Below are 14,530 nucleotides of genomic sequence, written 5' to 3' on the forward strand. Positions count from 1 at the left end.
CTTAGCCCACCTTGATGCGCGGATCGACGACCGCATAGGTGATGTCGGTCAGAAGATTGACGACGATAACGCAAGTACCGATGACGAGCGTCGCCCCCATGATGACGGGGTAGTCGCGGGTCTGCACGGCATCGACGAGCAAAAGACCCATGCCCGGCCAGTTGAAGACGCTCTCGATGAAGATGGCGCCGCCGATGGCAAGCCCGACGGTGGAGCCGATCAGGGTGACGATCGGAAGCAGCGCATTGCGCAACGCGTGTTTGGTGATGACCCAGAATTCGCGCACGCCCTTGGCGCGGGCCGTGCGCACGTAATCCTGGTTCAGGACTTCGAGCAGCGAAGCGCGCATGTAGCGCATGATCAATGCAGCTTGCGCGACGGATAGAAGTGCCGCCGGCAGGATCAGATGATGGAGGAGGTCGCCCACCGAGAACGCCTCGCCCGGCGTTAGCATGCCGCCAGACGGCATCCAGTGCAGGCGGACGGAGAAAAGATAAAGGCCGAGCAGTGCGCTGAGGAATGCCGGGCTCGAAATGCCGGCAAGCGCAGCCACCGATAGGGAGAGGTCGGCGAGCGAATTGCGGCGGACGGCGCCGATCACCCCGCAGGCGATGCCGACGACGATGGCGAAGACAAGGGCTGTGCCCATCAACAGCACTGTCGGCCCGATCCGCGATAGCACCAGGCCCAGAACCGGCTGGTCGAGACGCTTGATCGAATAGCCGAGATTGCCCGTCACCGCCTGCTGCAGCCAGCCCAGATACTGGACGGGCAAGGGTTGATCGAGCCCGAGGCTTCTGCGCAAATCGGCAAGATCCGACGGTGACATCGGCAGGTTCGGATCGATATAGGCATCGATCGGATCGCCTGGCGTCAGGCGCAGCAGCAGGAAGATCAGCATGCTCAGGGCGACGAGCATGCCCATTCCCATGATCAGGCGTCTGAGACTGTATCGGAGCATCGGCAATCCGTATTGTCAGGCCGTCTTGTCAGGGTGGCCGAAGCCACCCTCAAGGCTTTGCGGAAAACGCCTATTCGGCGATCGACCATTTCTGCGGGTCGGCCTGGTAGGGGCCGCCGCCCGGAGCCGGCGTCCAGACGAAATCCTTCACCTTGGTCGAGACGATGCCGTAGCGGTTTGCCACCCAGAGCGTCGCCCAGGGAAGGTTCGTGTTCATCACCTTGCAGACGTCCTGGTAGGCCGTATTCCGCTTGGCGCTGTCAGGCTCGGCAAGCGCGCTATCGAGTGCTTTGGTGAGGTCGGGCATGCGAACCCTGGCAACGTTCGGTCCGGCCGGAGGGATCTGCTTCTCGTTGAGGCCGACGTTGATGCTGCCGGCATCCGGCCCGTTCTGCAGCCCGGCATAGACCATCTGGAACTGGGCGATATCCGGCGTCGCATTGAGCACGATGCTGTTATAGGTCGGGGCATCGACGGCGCGCGGGACGATGTTGATGCCGACCTGGGCAAGCATTGCCTGGACTGCCGCAAGGACGTTGGTCGCCAGCGGGGTGGTGTAATAGGTCAGAAGCGTGATCGGCTTGGCGCCGTTGATCTGATCCCAGCCGGCGTCCGTCAGCAGCTGCTTGGCCTTCTCCGGATCATAGGCGTAGGTGTCGATATCAGGCGGTATCAGCTGTTCGGCGACATAGGCGCAGTTGGCGGGCTTTGCCGCGCCGCCGTAGAGGCTCTGGATGATGGCATCGCGATTGATCGCGTGCATCACCGCCTTGCGGACACGCACGTCCTTCCAGAGCGGGGAATCGTGGTTGAAGCCGAGATAGTTGACGACGAAAGAGTCACCTTCGATGACCTTGAAGTCCTTGTTGTCCTTGAAGGTCGGTACATCGTTGGAATCGACATAGGTGAACTGGATCTCGCCGGATCTCAGCGCCGCGATCGCTGCGGCCGGGTTGGCGAAATAGCGATTGATGACGCGTTCCAGGGCGGGCTTGCCACCGCGATAATCGGTGTTTGCGGCAAGTTCGACATACTGGTCCGAGACGTATTTGGTGAATTTGAACGGGCCGGTGCCGATCGGGGCGGTGGACCACCAGGTGTTCTTCGCCAGCTGGTCGGCCGGTATGGAGGAGAGCGCATGCTCAGGCAGCATCATCACCTTGGTCATCGTGTCGAGAAGACTGCTGCTGGGTGCGCTGAGCTTGATGACGACGGTGTGATCGTCAGGCGCCTCGACGGACGATATGCCCTTCAGCCGGGCGGCGAGCACCGAGCCGGATTTCACATTCATCGCAAGGCCGATGGTGAACTTCGCGTCCTTGGCAGTGAAGGGCTTGCCGTCATGCCATTTGGCATCGGCGAGCTTGAACGTGTAGGTCATCTGATCCGGGCTGACCTCATAGGAGCTTGCCAGTGCGCCCACCACCTTCTGCAGCGTCTCGTCATAGGTGACCAGCGGTTCGTAGTAGATGCTGAGCCAGGTGAAGCCGGCGGTCGCGGCAAGCGGATTGAAATTGCCCTGGAAGCCGCCGGGGCCGACATCGAAACCGCCGGACAGGGTGGCGGCCTGAGCCTCTGTTGCAACGCCCGAAGCGACAAGAGCCGGCACGGCAACCGTCGACAGCATGGCGCCAAGCGCGATGACGGATAATCTAGACAGTCTTTTCATGTGTTCCTCCCATGTTTGAACTTGTCTTGTTGTTGGCAATCACCCGGGCAATGCCCTCGTAGTGACGATCCAGGCGTCTGCGCGCCTCCTCCAGATCCCTTGCTTCGATCGCATCGACGATCGCGGCGTGATCGCGCCACGTCGCCATCGGATCGGTATTTTCAAGATTGACGAAATCCGATGCCTTGTAGAAGGCGAGCCAGAAGACATCGATCAGCCGCACGAGCGTCTCATTGTCCTGGCAGCGAAACAGCAGTCGGTGGAACAGCTGGTCGTCTGTCGCAAAGGTTTCACCGCGTTCGGCATGGACGCGCATTCGGTTGACGGTCGCGCGCAGTTCGGAGATGTCCTCCTCTGCGATCACCTCGATCGTCTTGCCGATCAACCCCACTTCCAAGGTGCGCCGGATTTCGAGGACCTCCTCGATCTGCCGCAGGGCGCCGCCGAGGCCGTAAGCGAGGTTGTCGAGAAGCGGTTCGAAGGAAAAGGCCTTCACGAAGATGCCGACGCCGCGCCGCGTCTCCAGCACGCCGACCGATTCCAGCGCCTTGATGCCTTCCCTCAGCGAATTGCGGCTGACGCCGAGCTGGGTGGCGAGCTCTCCTTCAGCCGGAAGCAGGGTTCCGGGCGCCAGGCCATTATCATTGATATAGGCGCGCAGGCTTTCCTGGACCGATACGTGCAACAGCGGGGCGCGCGTCAGCGGCTTCATCGATTTCAATGTCATTTACCCCGGTCTTCTTCTGGTTTCGCCCATCTGATGAAGTCTACATATCCACTTGTAGGATATCTGTCAAATGGGCAGGTTTGCATCGCAGCGCAGAACTGGTCCGCTGCCTGGCGATTGCCCTTTCATTCTAATACCAGTATAGATCCAGGCGTATTCCACAGAAAAAACTGAATGTGCCGCGGACGGTATCGGGAGAAATCATGGCGACAGATGAACTGATCGAAGCGATTGGTAAGGAATTGCAGGTGTCAGCATCCGGTCTGCCGCTCTACAAGCGGCTGAAAGCGGCGATCGAAACCGCGATCCTTTCGAATACGCTTAAGGCCGGCGCCGTTCTGCCTGGAGAGCGTGTTCTGGCCGAGACGCTGTCGCTTTCCCGGGTGACAATACGCAAGGCGCTGGCGCTGCTCGAGGAAGAGGGTTTCCTCAATCGCCGCCACGGCTTCAAGACGGAAGTCGGATCGCGCGTCGAAAAATCCCTTTCCACGCTCACCAGCTTTTCGGAAGACATCCTCGCGCGGGGGCTCGTTCCAGGATGTATATGGCTTTCCAAGCAGATAAGCCGCCCGTCTCCGACCGAGATGATGGCGCTCGGCATTGCTGGCAATAGCAATATCCTGCGCATGAAGCGTATCCGCACCGCCGATGGCGTGCCCATTGCGGTCGAGACCTCAACGGTGCCGGTTCGCTTCATACCTTCGGCCAACATGGTCGGCGACTCTCTCTACGAGACGCTGGAAACGCGGGGCTTCCTGCCGCAGCGCGCCGTGCAGCGCATGCGTTCACGCGCGGCCTCGGTGGAGGATGCGCAGCATCTCCACTGCGATGCCGGAGCGCCGTTGCTGATGACGGAGCGCCGTTGTTTCCTCGGCGACGGCCAGATCGTCGAATACTGCGAGAGCCGCTATAAGGGCGACGTTTACGACTTCGTCTTCGAACTGAGGCGATAATACCAGTTATAAACTGGTTGTAATCTGGTATTTTCTAACTATCGTGATGCCGAAATGGAGTGTCACGATTGCAGCGCGACGACATCAAAAAGAGCCTTATCGTTTCCTGCCAGCCGGTTCCGGGCGGTCCTACGGACACGGCTGAATTCGTGACGGGGTTCGCCAAGGCCGCCGTCGATGCCGGTGCAAAAGCGTTGCGGATCGAATCCATCGCCTATGTGAAGGCCGTTCGTCCGGCCGTGAACGTGCCGATCATCGGCATCGTCAAACGCGATCTCGATGACAGTCCGGTGCGCATCACGCCGTTCGTTGCCGATGCCGAAGCGCTGGTCGATGCGGGCGCCGATATCGTCGCCTTCGACGCCACGGATCGCCTGCGTCCCGTCTCCGTCCAGAAGCTGGTGCAGGCGATTAAGACAAGGGGCAAGCTGACGATGGCCGACTGTTCGAGCCTCGAAGATGCGCGCAACGCCCTGGCGGCCGGCGTCGATTTCGTCGGCACCACGCTGTCCGGCTATGTCGGCGGGCCTGAGCCTGTCGATCCGGATATCGGCCTGATCACAGCCATGCACACGCTGACGCCTTATGTCATAGCCGAGGGTCGTATCCGCACGGTGGAGCAGGCTGCCGCCGCAGCCAAGGCCGGGGCTTTTGCCGTCGTCGTAGGCTCGGCGATCACGCGCACCGAGCACGTGACGTCGTGGTTTCGCGACGCCGTCGCTGCGGCCTATGATGCCCACGATACCCAAACGGCGCTTGCAATCGATATCGGCGGCACGAAGACGATGGTGGCTCTGGTCAGGGGCGGCGAAGTGCTGGCTGAAATTACGGTGCCGACGGTGCGGGATACGGGCCCCGATGCCTGGCTTGCCATGATCGCCGACTCTATCCGATCATGGACGGATCGCTATTCGCGTGTCGGCATCGCGGTGACGGGCTTCATTCAGGATGGATGCTGGTCGGCGCTCAATCCGGCGACGCTCGGCATTCCCGATCGCTATCCGCTGGTCGATAAGGCGACGGCGACCTTCGGTAAACCGGTTTTTGCCGTCAACGATGCGCAGGCGGCCGCCTGGGGAGAATACAGGTTTGGTGCCGGCGATGGCGGCGATCTGGTGTTCCTCACCATCTCGACCGGCATCGGCGGCGGCATCATTGTCAACGGGCGCCCACTTGCCGGGCTTGCCGGTCATTTCGGGCTGATCCGTGGTCCGTCCGCCGGGCAGTCGCCTTTGGAAGACCAGACGTCGGGCCGCTGGATAGCGGCCGAGGCTGCAAAGGCCGGGCATCAGGCGACCGCCGCCGAGGTTTTCGAGCATGCCAACAGCGGTGAGGCCTGGGCCGAGGCGATCATCTCGCAATCGGCATTCCGCGCAGCGACGCTCTGCTGCGATATCCAAATGATGCTCGATCCCAAGCATATCGTCATCGGTGGCGGCATCGGCCTTGCAGTGGGCTACCTCGACCGGATTCGTGATTGCCTTGCGGGTATCGACGCCCGGCTGACGCCCGTTCTCGTACCCGCCAGGCTCGGCAGCCGTGCCGGCATCGTCGGCGTGGCGAGCCTGGCAGTGCGACGTGACTGAATAATTCCAGAAAACATGGATTCAGACGTAACAATAAGAGAAAGGGAACTACGATGACATTGAACAGAACGTCCTTATCAGCCCTTGCCCTGCTTCTCGCAAGCGTTGCTTTGCCGGGCACCTCGAATGCGACAGTGACCGTTCTTGGCTGGCCGGGTGGTTCGGAAGAAACGGCGCTTCGTGCGACCGTCGAAGCCTACAACGCCACTGCGGGCATCAGCGACGCCGACAAGGTCGAACTCTTATTCTTCAACCGGGAGGGCTTCTACGACAAGCTGCAGGCCGACATGGCAGCGGGGTCGACTGCCTTTGACATCAACCTCGTTGCCACCTACTCGATCGGCCGTTATGCACCGTACATGGAGCCAGTCGACCTCGGTAGCGATGCCGCAAAGACGTTTGGCGAATCCGTGCTGAAGACCATGCAGTTCGACGGCAAGCAATATGGAGTGCCGACAGATCTGTCGCTGCACTTCATGTATTATCGCAAGGATCTGATCGATGCGCTGATGAAGGACGATGCGGCAAAGGCGAAATATGCTGAAATCTCCAAGCAGTATCTCGGCAAGGAATTGCAGCCGAAGGACCCGGATAACTGGACCTGGGACGACTGGGCGGCAACGGCTCTCTACTTCTCGAAGCAGGTGAATTCCGAAAGCCCCGTGCGTTATGGCACCGTATTGCAGATGAAGAACCTTCTCTTCAACATGATGGTGTTCCAGTCGCTGCCGCGCTCCTATGGCGCAGACTGGACCGACAAGGACGGCAATGTCACCGTTGATTCCGATGCCTACAAGACTGGCCTTGAACTCTACAAGAAGCTTTACGACGCCGGCGCTTCGCCTAAGGATTCGCTGAGCTATGAATATGCCGAGACCAATGCCGCCTACGGTGCCGGGCAGGCTGCCACGGCACTTCAGTGGAATGCCGCTGCGGCGGATCTCACCAATGCCGAGAAAACCCCCGCAGTTGCCGACGTCACCGGTATTGTGGCACCGCCGGCCGGGCCGAACGGACGCGCCGACCATATTCACGGTCTTGGTCTCGGCCTCAACAAGAACGCCAAGAACAAGGACGGCGCCGTCAAATTCCTGAAGTGGCTGGCGACCGAGGATGCGGCCCTGCTCTATGCACGAAGCGGCGGCTCTCCGGCTCTTGCGCCCGACGTGGTGGCGAAAGTCGCCAAGGAACGTCCTGATCTCGTCAAACTCGGCGAGTTTGCCAGCAGGTACGGCTACGTGATGAACGGTGCGACTTCGGCTAACGCACTCTCCGTCTACGAATTGCAGGCGAAAGAGTTCACCGGCTACTGGTCGGGCCAGCAGAGCCTTGATGACGCGCTGGCTCATGCGAAGGCTGGCATGCAGGACCTCCTGAAGAAGTGATATTCGCCGGACGCCCTGTCTTTTGCAGGGCATCCGGCCCCAGCCGGCGGATCGAAATGGCCATAGTAAGACGTGCCGAGGGAAGAGCCTATCTCACGCCGCTCGTGGGTTTCCTGCTGCTGTTCCTCGGATTTCCCGCAGTCATCAACATCATCTATTCCGTCTCGACGGTCGATTTCCAGACACTGCGAAGTCCGACGCTGAGCGGCTTCGGCAATTACCTGGCGGTGCTTGCCGATCGGGATTTCTGGCGCGCCATTTTCTTTTCGCTGCGCTTCGGCATCTTGACGGCGCTTATCGAATGCCTGCTCGGCCTGTTTCTTGCGATTTTTCTGGCGCCTCTTCTGTCAAAGCGCTCGGTCCTTATGGCGCCCCTCATGCTGCCGCTCATGGTGGCGCCGGCCATGATCGGACTGATGTATCGCCTGGTGCTGCACGAATTTGCCGGGCCGGTGCCCTATTATCTCTTCGAGTGGTTCGGCGACAGCCCGGCCTTCCTCGACGTCGCTCACGCATTCTGGACGCTGACCGTGGTCGAAACGCTGCAATGGACGCCGTTTGCCTTTCTGCTGTTTTACATGGCCTATGTCGCCGTGCCGCTCGACGTGCGCGAGGCGGCCGCCCTCGACGGCGCGTCGGCAATCAAGCTGCTTTGGTTTATCGAGCTGCCGCTGATGCTGCCGACGCTCATGATCGGCTTCTTCATTCGCTTCATCGACGGCTTTCGTGTTTTCGACAACGTCTACGCGTTGACCGGCAGCGGTGCGGGCGGCTCGACCATGTCGCTGTCGATCTATATCTATCAGGCATTTTTCAAGGAGGGTGCGATCGGCAAGGCGGTGGCGGCTTCCGTTGTTCTCTTCCTTGCCTCGCTGCTCGTGCTCTATAGCCTCAACTGGCTGGCCGGCCGCAGGAGGACGTGAGCGATGATGAACACGCTCCGCTGGATCGTTTTTGCCGCCGCAGCTCTTGCGATGAATTTTCCGATCATCGTCACGCTCGTCACGTCGTTCAAAAGCGCGCGCGAACTGTCGGTCAATCCCGGTTTGTGGATCAGCCAGCCGACTCTCGAAAACTACCTGCGGGTTTTAACGCAGACGGACCGTTTCAATATCTATTCCTACCTCTGGAACAGCACCGTCGCTTCGTTGATCGGCACGGGGCTTGCGATCATGCTCGCCTTTCCCGCGGCCTATGCGATCGCCAGGAGCGAAGCGGGCAAGCACACGCTGCTGCCGATCATCGTCAATCTGCGCGCCGTGCCGCTGATCATTTTCGCCATCCCGCTCTACATGATGTACCAATGGCTCGGTTTGCTCGATACCCAGCTCGGTCTCGGCCTGATCCTGACCATCGTCAACACACCGCTGGCGCTTGTCATTCTCGTCAATGCGATTTCCGACGTCCCGCTCGAACTGGACGAAGCGGCAAAGGTGGATGGCGCGAATTCGTTTCAGATCATGATCCGCATCATTCGGCCGGTCGTGCGTCCTGCACTGGTGACGACCTTTATCTTCGGCTTTATCACCGCCTGGAACGAGTTCCTCTTCGGTCTGATGCTGACGACAAACAAGGCGGTGCCGATGACCGTTGGCGCTTCCTTCTTTTTTGCGGCAAGCGGCGGCGGCGTGCAATGGGGGACGGCATCGGCCGTGATGATCCTCGGCGCGCTGCCTCCAGCCTTTCTAGGCCTCCTCATGTATCGGCAGATTTCCGGCTCGATGATCTCGGGTGCTGTCAAGGGCTAGTATCAGTTGAAGGCGTTCATCCTGCCTTGTCGCAAGACATAATGGGCGCTGGCCGATATTCTCATATTCCGCCGCGTCCTGTAGAGTCGCGGTATCTGCAGGCCTATGAGAAAATTTCAGAGCGATCGATGAAGAAGACCTTCAATCCGGCCTCGGTGCGCCGGCCTTTCGGAAATTACAATCACGGCCTGCTCGTGCCGCCCGGCGCATCGCTGTTGGTCACTTCGGGCCAGTTAGGTATCGGTCTCGACGATACTGTTCCGAGCGACGTGGCCGCGCAGGCGGAACTCTGCTTCGAGGCGATCAAGGCGATCCTCGAAGAGGCGGAGATGAGTTTTGCCGATGTGATCCGCATTTCGGGGTTCGTCACCCGGCGCGAAGACTTTCCGGCCTATATGGCCGTGCGGGATCGCTATACCCTCGATCCGAAGCCGGTTTCCACTCTGATCGTCGTCGGCGGCTTTACGCGGCCGGAATTCTTCGTGGAGGTCGAGGTGACGGCGGCGAAGATTTTTTAAAAGCGCTCCATCGCGTCTCCGACGCGGGTGAGGAATTTTGCCCGCGTCTCCGGCGTGCAATTGTTCATGTCGTAATGGGCGAGGAAGGTCACCGGCCTCGCCGGATTGATCTGCGCCCTCAGCACTCTCTTGACGACCTTCTTCGGCGGGTTGCCGGCGGCGAAAGCGCGGAAGGGCGTTGCGCCGTAGGTCAGGACGGCGGCGAGTTTGCGGATGTGGCGCAGCCGCGATTCCACCTTGCCATTGACCAGTTCGAAGGAAACGCCCGGCAGCCATACGCGGTCGAAATATCCCTTCAGGATTGCCGGAAAGCCGAAATTCCAGATCGGGGTGCAGATCACCAGCCCCTCGGCCGCCTTCAGCCGCTCGACATGCGATTCCACCAGTTTCAGATTTTCCGGATAGTCGTGATAGACGAGCCGGTCGCGGCGTGAGAGCACCGGATCGAACTGCTCTTCGTAAAGGTCGCAGCCATCCACCGTATGCCCGGCCTTCTCAAGGCTCTCGACGGTCTGCCGGTAGAGCGCCTTGCCGTAACTTTCCTCGACCGGGTGAGAGTGGAGGACGAGAACCCTCATGAAGCCTCCATCAGGGCCGCGAGACCGGGGAAGAGATAGTTCTTGCCGGCGTTGAAATCGAAATCGGGATTTTCCCAGGCAATCATCTTGCCGGGATTGAGCAGGCCTTTCGGATCGGTTTCCTGCTTGAAGGCAAGCTGCACCGTGTCGGTGCGCTTCATGCCGCCTTCCTCAAGCGTATAGCGGTGCGGGTTGAAGATCGGGCATCCATTGTCCTGGTGGATCTTGATGATCTCTTCCAGCCGCTCCTCGGTGGTATAGCGCACTAGCGGCAGGCCGGAGCACTGGATCTGACCGTCGAATTTGATGAATTCGAGATGACCCGGCACTTCGTCGCCGAAGATCTCCACCATCTTCCGCACCTTGGCGACATGGTCCGGTCCCGGATATTGCACCTGCAGATAGGTAAAGTTCGGGTCGACCTTAAGGGCGCGCAATGTCGTGTGGTTCCAGGCCAGCTCATAGGCATGCGGAATGCCGCGCATGCTTTCCACCGTGTCGGAACGGAACATGATCTCGCCCTTCTGCGCCGCGGTGAAGGCAAGAAAAGCATCCAGGGAGTGCGGCGCGATCATCAGCACGACGATCGACTGGCCCTGACGGATGTAGGGCTTGTGGCGGGTGAAATAGTCGCAAGGAATGGGAGCCGCGATCGGCGCGATTTCCTTCACGAGGATGCCGTTGCATTTGGCGAGCGCGTCGGAAAAGCGCACCGCGTCCATGAAGTCGTCATAGCCGACGAGCACATCGACCCAGTCATAGGCAGGCGCAAGCGGCATCTCGATCTCGGTGATGATGCCGTTCGTGCCGTAGGCGTGGCTGACTTTCTGGAGATCCCAGCCGGTGAGATCGAGCACACGTGGCTCGGCCTCCATGGTGACGACGCGCAGGCGCAGGATGTTGCCAAGGTCGCGCAAGCCGCCCCAGGTGATCGAGCCGACGCCGCCCGAACCGCCGGCGATGAAGCCGCCGACCGTCGCCGTCTGGGCAGTGGAGGGGTGGAAGCGCAACTCCTGGCCGGAATGGGCCTTGGTCTGCTTGTCGAGCTGGGCAAGTACGATGCCGGGTTCGCAGACGACGCGGCCGGGATGGATCTCCTTGATTTTGTCCATGGCGGCAAGATTCAGCACGATGCCGCCGGAAAGCGGCATGGCCTGGCCGTAATTGCCGGTGCCGGCGCCGCGCGGCGTGACCGGCACGTCGTGGGCATAGGCGATCTTCAGCGTCCGGATGACCTCTTCCTCGGTCTTCGGCGTGACGACGAGATCGGCGGAAACATTGTCGAGCTGCGCCTTCAGGATTGGCGAGTACCAATAGAAATCCCGGCTCTTCTGGCGCACCAGCGCCGGATTGTCCTCGACGGCGATGCCTTCGAGTTCCTTTTTGATCTTCTGATAATCGGCCATGTCAGGCTCCAACGACGCTATCGAGTTCACGGTAATCCGGCAGGCTGCGGTCGATCACCTTGCCGCGGCGAAGCACGACACGGTCAGACTGCGGACGGGAAAGGAATTCACTCCAGCGCCGCGCGCTGAAGAGCACGAGATCGGCCGGATCGCCGGCGGCGATGCGGCCCTTGTCCGGCCGTCCGACGATGGCGGCGGGCGAGGTGGTGACGACACGCGCTGCGGTATCGAGCGGGTGGTCGAGATGCAGAATCCGCACCGCTTCGCGGAAGACCTCCACCGGATCGAGATCGCCATAGGCATAGAAGGGGTCGCGGGTATTGTCGGAAGCGACCGCGGTCGCGACACCGGCGGCAGCCAGCTCGTGGAACAGGGTGACACCGCGCCAGCGCGGGGTGCGGCCGGCATAGCGGTCCTGCAGATACATGTTGCACATCGGCAGCGCGATGACCGCTATGCCTGCCTTGGCGACCAGCTCGACGGTGCGCGCTGCGGTGTCTTCTTCCTGGCGGGCGAGCGAGCAGCAATGGCCGGCGGTCACCTTGCCCTCGAACCCGTTGCGCAGCACGGCCTCGGCGATCGCCTTCAGCGTCTCGGCGCCGCGATCATCCGTCTCGTCGACATGCAGATCGACATCCAACCCATGCTCTGCGGCAGTCCTGAAGAGCGTGTCGAGCTGCCAGATGAGCTCCGGCCCCATGCGCGTGACGCCGCCAAGCAGGCCGCCTGTTTGCCGGACGACGGTGACGAGATCGGTAAAAAAGGAGCTGTCCGCCATGGCGTCCAGCGGGAAGAGGGCGACGGCCTGCAGCGCGATCCTCTCCTTCCAGGCATCGCGGATTTCGGCAAAGACCTCGAAGGAGATGCGGTGCTGGGGCGCCAGCGAATCCAGATGGGTGCGGATCAGGCTGGTGCCGTGGGCATAGGCGGAGCGCAGCGAGAATTCCATGCGCCGTTTCACGTCCGCGGCCGACCAGTTGGCTTCCCGGTCGGCCCTGACGGCATCGAGCGCGCCCATGAAACTGCCGTCGGGATTAGCCTGACGCGGCCAGATATGGCCCTTGTCGAGATGGGTGTGGATATCGGCAAAACAGGGCCAGACCATGCCGTCCTTGAGATCGATCCTGGCATAATCGGCGGGTGCGGCGCCAGCCGGCCGGATGGCGGCAATCGTACCGTCGCTGATGACGATATCGACCGTGGCGAGTCCTTCCGTAACCGGCACGTCGACAGGCTCGACGGTGACGGCGGGCACCGTCGCATTGCTCAGCACGAAGCGGGCCGCATTTGGCGGGGATATGAAGGAATAGGTCATCAGTTTTCCCGTTTGATGCTGCTTTCATGCCAGCGGTGGAGGCTCAGCCAGGCGATGAGGGTGGTAAGGCCGAAAATGGCGACCCCAAGCATGGAGAGCATCAAGAGCGCAGCGAAGAGCCGCGGTATGTTCATCCGGTACTGCGCTTCCAGCAGGCGGAAAGCGAGGCCGGAGCCGGCGCCGGCGGAGCCCGCGGCAAATTCGGCGACGACGGCGGCGATCAGCGCAAGGCCGCCGCCGATGCGAAGACCGGTCATGAAATAGGGCTGGGCGGCTGGGATCTTCAGATGGATCAACGTCTGCCAGCGCGAGGCGCCGTAGAGTTCGAAGAGGTTGATGAGGTTATGGTCGACGCTCTTCAGGCCCTGCACCATGTTTGACAGGATGGGGAAGAATGCGACGAGGAAGGCGCAGATGAGCAGCGCCACCTGCGTGGAGGGAGCGTAGATCAGGATCAGTGGCGAGATCGCCACGATCGGCGTCACCTGCAGGATCACGGCGAGCGGATAGAAGGCGATCTCGATCCAGCGTGATTGCACGAGAAAGATCGCAAACCCCACGCCGCCGATCAGCGCCAGTATCAGCGAGATGAAGGTAATCTGGGTCGTGACCCAGAGGGCAGGCGCAAGCGTACCCCAATCATTGACGAAGGCTGCCGCCACGGCGCCGGGTCCGGGCAGGATGTAAGGCGGTACGCCCGAGAGCACCACGTAAAGCTCCCAGATGATGATGAGCACGGTGATGACCAGGAAAGGCACGGCGATGCGCAGTGCCAGGTCGCGCCGCCCGACGTTCGCCGGTTTGGCGACGGGCAGGGATGCGACTTCGGCAGTTTGGATGCTTTCGACGCTCATCAGTGCTCCTCCGATCCGCCGATCGCCTCGATCAACGAACGCGATGCCGTCTCGCAGGCCTGCCGATATTGTTCCGAGGTTCGATAATGCGAATCCCGCTCGAGGCTGGTCATCAGCGGAAAATCGGCATGCACGCGGCCGGGTCTCGCCTTCATCACCACGATCCGGTTGGAGAGGTAAGCGGATTCGAAGACCGAATGCGTCACGAAGATCACAGTGATACCCGTCGTCTGCCACAGCCGCAGCACGTCGTCGTTGAGCTTCTGGCGGGTGATTTCGTCGAGCGCCGCAAAAGGCTCGTCCATCAGCAGCAGCTTCGGCTTCGTCACCAGCGCACGGGCGATCGATACGCGCATCTTCATGCCGCCGGAAAGTTCTCGTGGATAGGCATCGGCAAAATCTTGAAGACCGACGGTCGCCAGCGCTTCCACAATCCGGTCACGGGCTTCCGCCTTTGAAATCCCCCGCAATTTCAACGGCAGGTAAACGTTGCCGAAGACGGTCTTCCACGGCATTAGCGTCGGCTCCTGGAAGACGAAGCCGATATCGCCCTCGGGCAGGCCTTTCGAATTGATGCGTGAACTCGGCCAATCGATCTTGCCCGCGGTGATGTCGCCAAGGCCGGCGATGATGCGCAACGCCGTGGACTTACCGCAGCCGGAAGGGCCGAGGAGGCTGATGAACTCGCCGCTTTCGACCGTCAGCGACATGCCTGAAAGCGCTGTCGTGCCGCTGGAAAAGACCTTCGACACCGATTGCATGACAACCAGCGGCCGCTTTTTCGTTTCCTTCGAAGGCACCGCCTTGGGTTCGGCTAGGGACATATTCTC

At 60.9% G+C, this 14,530-nt stretch carries 14 protein-coding genes; 6 read left to right on the top strand and 8 right to left on the bottom strand.

Features of this window, described 5'->3' with window-relative positions; translation table 11 throughout:
* Position 1: 1 nt before the first annotated feature.
* From NE851_RS33065 to NE851_RS33075, 3 genes are all read right to left on the bottom strand, one after another.
* Positions 2 to 961, bottom strand: coding sequence for an ABC transporter permease (locus tag NE851_RS33065; protein ID WP_097543324.1), 960 nt, complete (start codon positions 959 to 961; stop codon positions 2 to 4).
* Positions 962 to 1,031: 70 nt separating this feature from the next.
* Positions 1,032 to 2,630, bottom strand: a complete 1,599-nt coding sequence (locus NE851_RS33070) for an ABC transporter substrate-binding protein (RefSeq protein ID WP_097543325.1) — start codon at positions 2,628 to 2,630, stop codon at positions 1,032 to 1,034.
* Complete coding sequence (locus tag NE851_RS33075; protein WP_097543326.1) at positions 2,614 to 3,357, bottom strand: FadR/GntR family transcriptional regulator; 744 nt, start codon at positions 3,355 to 3,357, stop codon at positions 2,614 to 2,616. The genes NE851_RS33070 and NE851_RS33075 overlap by 17 nt, the downstream gene beginning before the upstream one ends.
* 203 nt (positions 3,358 to 3,560) lie before the next feature.
* Between NE851_RS33075 and NE851_RS33080 the strand changes: the two genes are divergently transcribed.
* The 6 genes from NE851_RS33080 to NE851_RS33105 all read left to right on the top strand — a co-directional run bounded on the left by NE851_RS33080 (position 3,561) and on the right by NE851_RS33105 (position 9,547).
* On the top strand, positions 3,561 to 4,310 hold the full coding sequence (locus NE851_RS33080) for a GntR family transcriptional regulator (RefSeq protein WP_028756722.1): 750 nt from the start codon (positions 3,561 to 3,563) through the stop codon (positions 4,308 to 4,310).
* A 68-nt stretch (positions 4,311 to 4,378) separates the two neighbouring features.
* Positions 4,379 to 5,896, top strand: a complete 1,518-nt coding sequence (locus tag NE851_RS33085; protein ID WP_047616727.1) for a putative N-acetylmannosamine-6-phosphate 2-epimerase — start codon at positions 4,379 to 4,381, stop codon at positions 5,894 to 5,896.
* A 53-nt stretch (positions 5,897 to 5,949) separates the two neighbouring features.
* Complete coding sequence (locus tag NE851_RS33090) at positions 5,950 to 7,281, top strand: extracellular solute-binding protein (RefSeq protein WP_047616729.1); 1,332 nt, start codon at positions 5,950 to 5,952, stop codon at positions 7,279 to 7,281.
* A 56-nt stretch (positions 7,282 to 7,337) separates the two neighbouring features.
* Positions 7,338 to 8,204 carry a carbohydrate ABC transporter permease gene (locus NE851_RS33095; protein ID WP_254962619.1) on the top strand — a complete coding sequence of 289 codons (867 nt, stop codon included), beginning with the start codon at positions 7,338 to 7,340 and terminating at the stop codon, positions 8,202 to 8,204.
* A gap of 3 nt (positions 8,205 to 8,207) precedes the next feature.
* On the top strand, positions 8,208 to 9,029 hold the full coding sequence (locus NE851_RS33100) for a carbohydrate ABC transporter permease (protein ID WP_028756726.1): 822 nt from the start codon (positions 8,208 to 8,210) through the stop codon (positions 9,027 to 9,029).
* Between the two features lie 128 nt (positions 9,030 to 9,157).
* Entirely contained in the window at positions 9,158 to 9,547 is a 390-nt protein-coding gene (locus tag NE851_RS33105) for a RidA family protein (protein WP_028756727.1), read from the top strand.
* On the opposite strand, the gene NE851_RS33110 is transcribed toward NE851_RS33105, so the two are convergent.
* The 5 genes from NE851_RS33110 to NE851_RS33130 are packed head-to-tail and all read right to left on the bottom strand — an operon-like array spanning position 9,544 to position 14,524.
* Complete coding sequence (locus tag NE851_RS33110) at positions 9,544 to 10,125, bottom strand: NAD(P)H-dependent oxidoreductase (protein ID WP_132574843.1); 582 nt, start codon at positions 10,123 to 10,125, stop codon at positions 9,544 to 9,546. The genes NE851_RS33105 and NE851_RS33110 overlap by 4 nt on opposite strands.
* The gene (locus NE851_RS33115) at positions 10,122 to 11,531 is read right to left on the bottom strand and encodes an FAD-binding oxidoreductase (protein WP_132574845.1); all 1,410 of its coding nucleotides are present in this window, start codon (positions 11,529 to 11,531) and stop codon (positions 10,122 to 10,124) included. Before NE851_RS33115 ends, NE851_RS33110 begins: the two co-directional genes overlap by 4 nt.
* A gap of 1 nt (position 11,532) precedes the next feature.
* Positions 11,533 to 12,846 (bottom strand): cytosine deaminase, encoded by a 1,314-nt coding sequence (locus NE851_RS33120; RefSeq protein WP_132574847.1) that lies wholly within the window; start codon positions 12,844 to 12,846, stop codon positions 11,533 to 11,535.
* A complete protein-coding gene (locus tag NE851_RS33125; protein ID WP_047616733.1) occupies positions 12,846 to 13,700 on the bottom strand; it encodes an ABC transporter permease in 855 nt (284 codons plus the stop codon). The genes NE851_RS33120 and NE851_RS33125 overlap by 1 nt, the downstream gene beginning before the upstream one ends.
* Complete coding sequence (locus tag NE851_RS33130) at positions 13,700 to 14,524, bottom strand: ABC transporter ATP-binding protein (RefSeq protein WP_047616735.1); 825 nt, start codon at positions 14,522 to 14,524, stop codon at positions 13,700 to 13,702. Before NE851_RS33130 ends, NE851_RS33125 begins: the two co-directional genes overlap by 1 nt.
* Positions 14,525 to 14,530 lie beyond the last annotated feature (6 nt).

Source organism: Rhizobium anhuiense bv. trifolii (genome assembly GCF_024346605.1).
Classification (GTDB): Bacteria; Pseudomonadota; Alphaproteobacteria; order Rhizobiales; family Rhizobiaceae; genus Rhizobium; species Rhizobium anhuiense.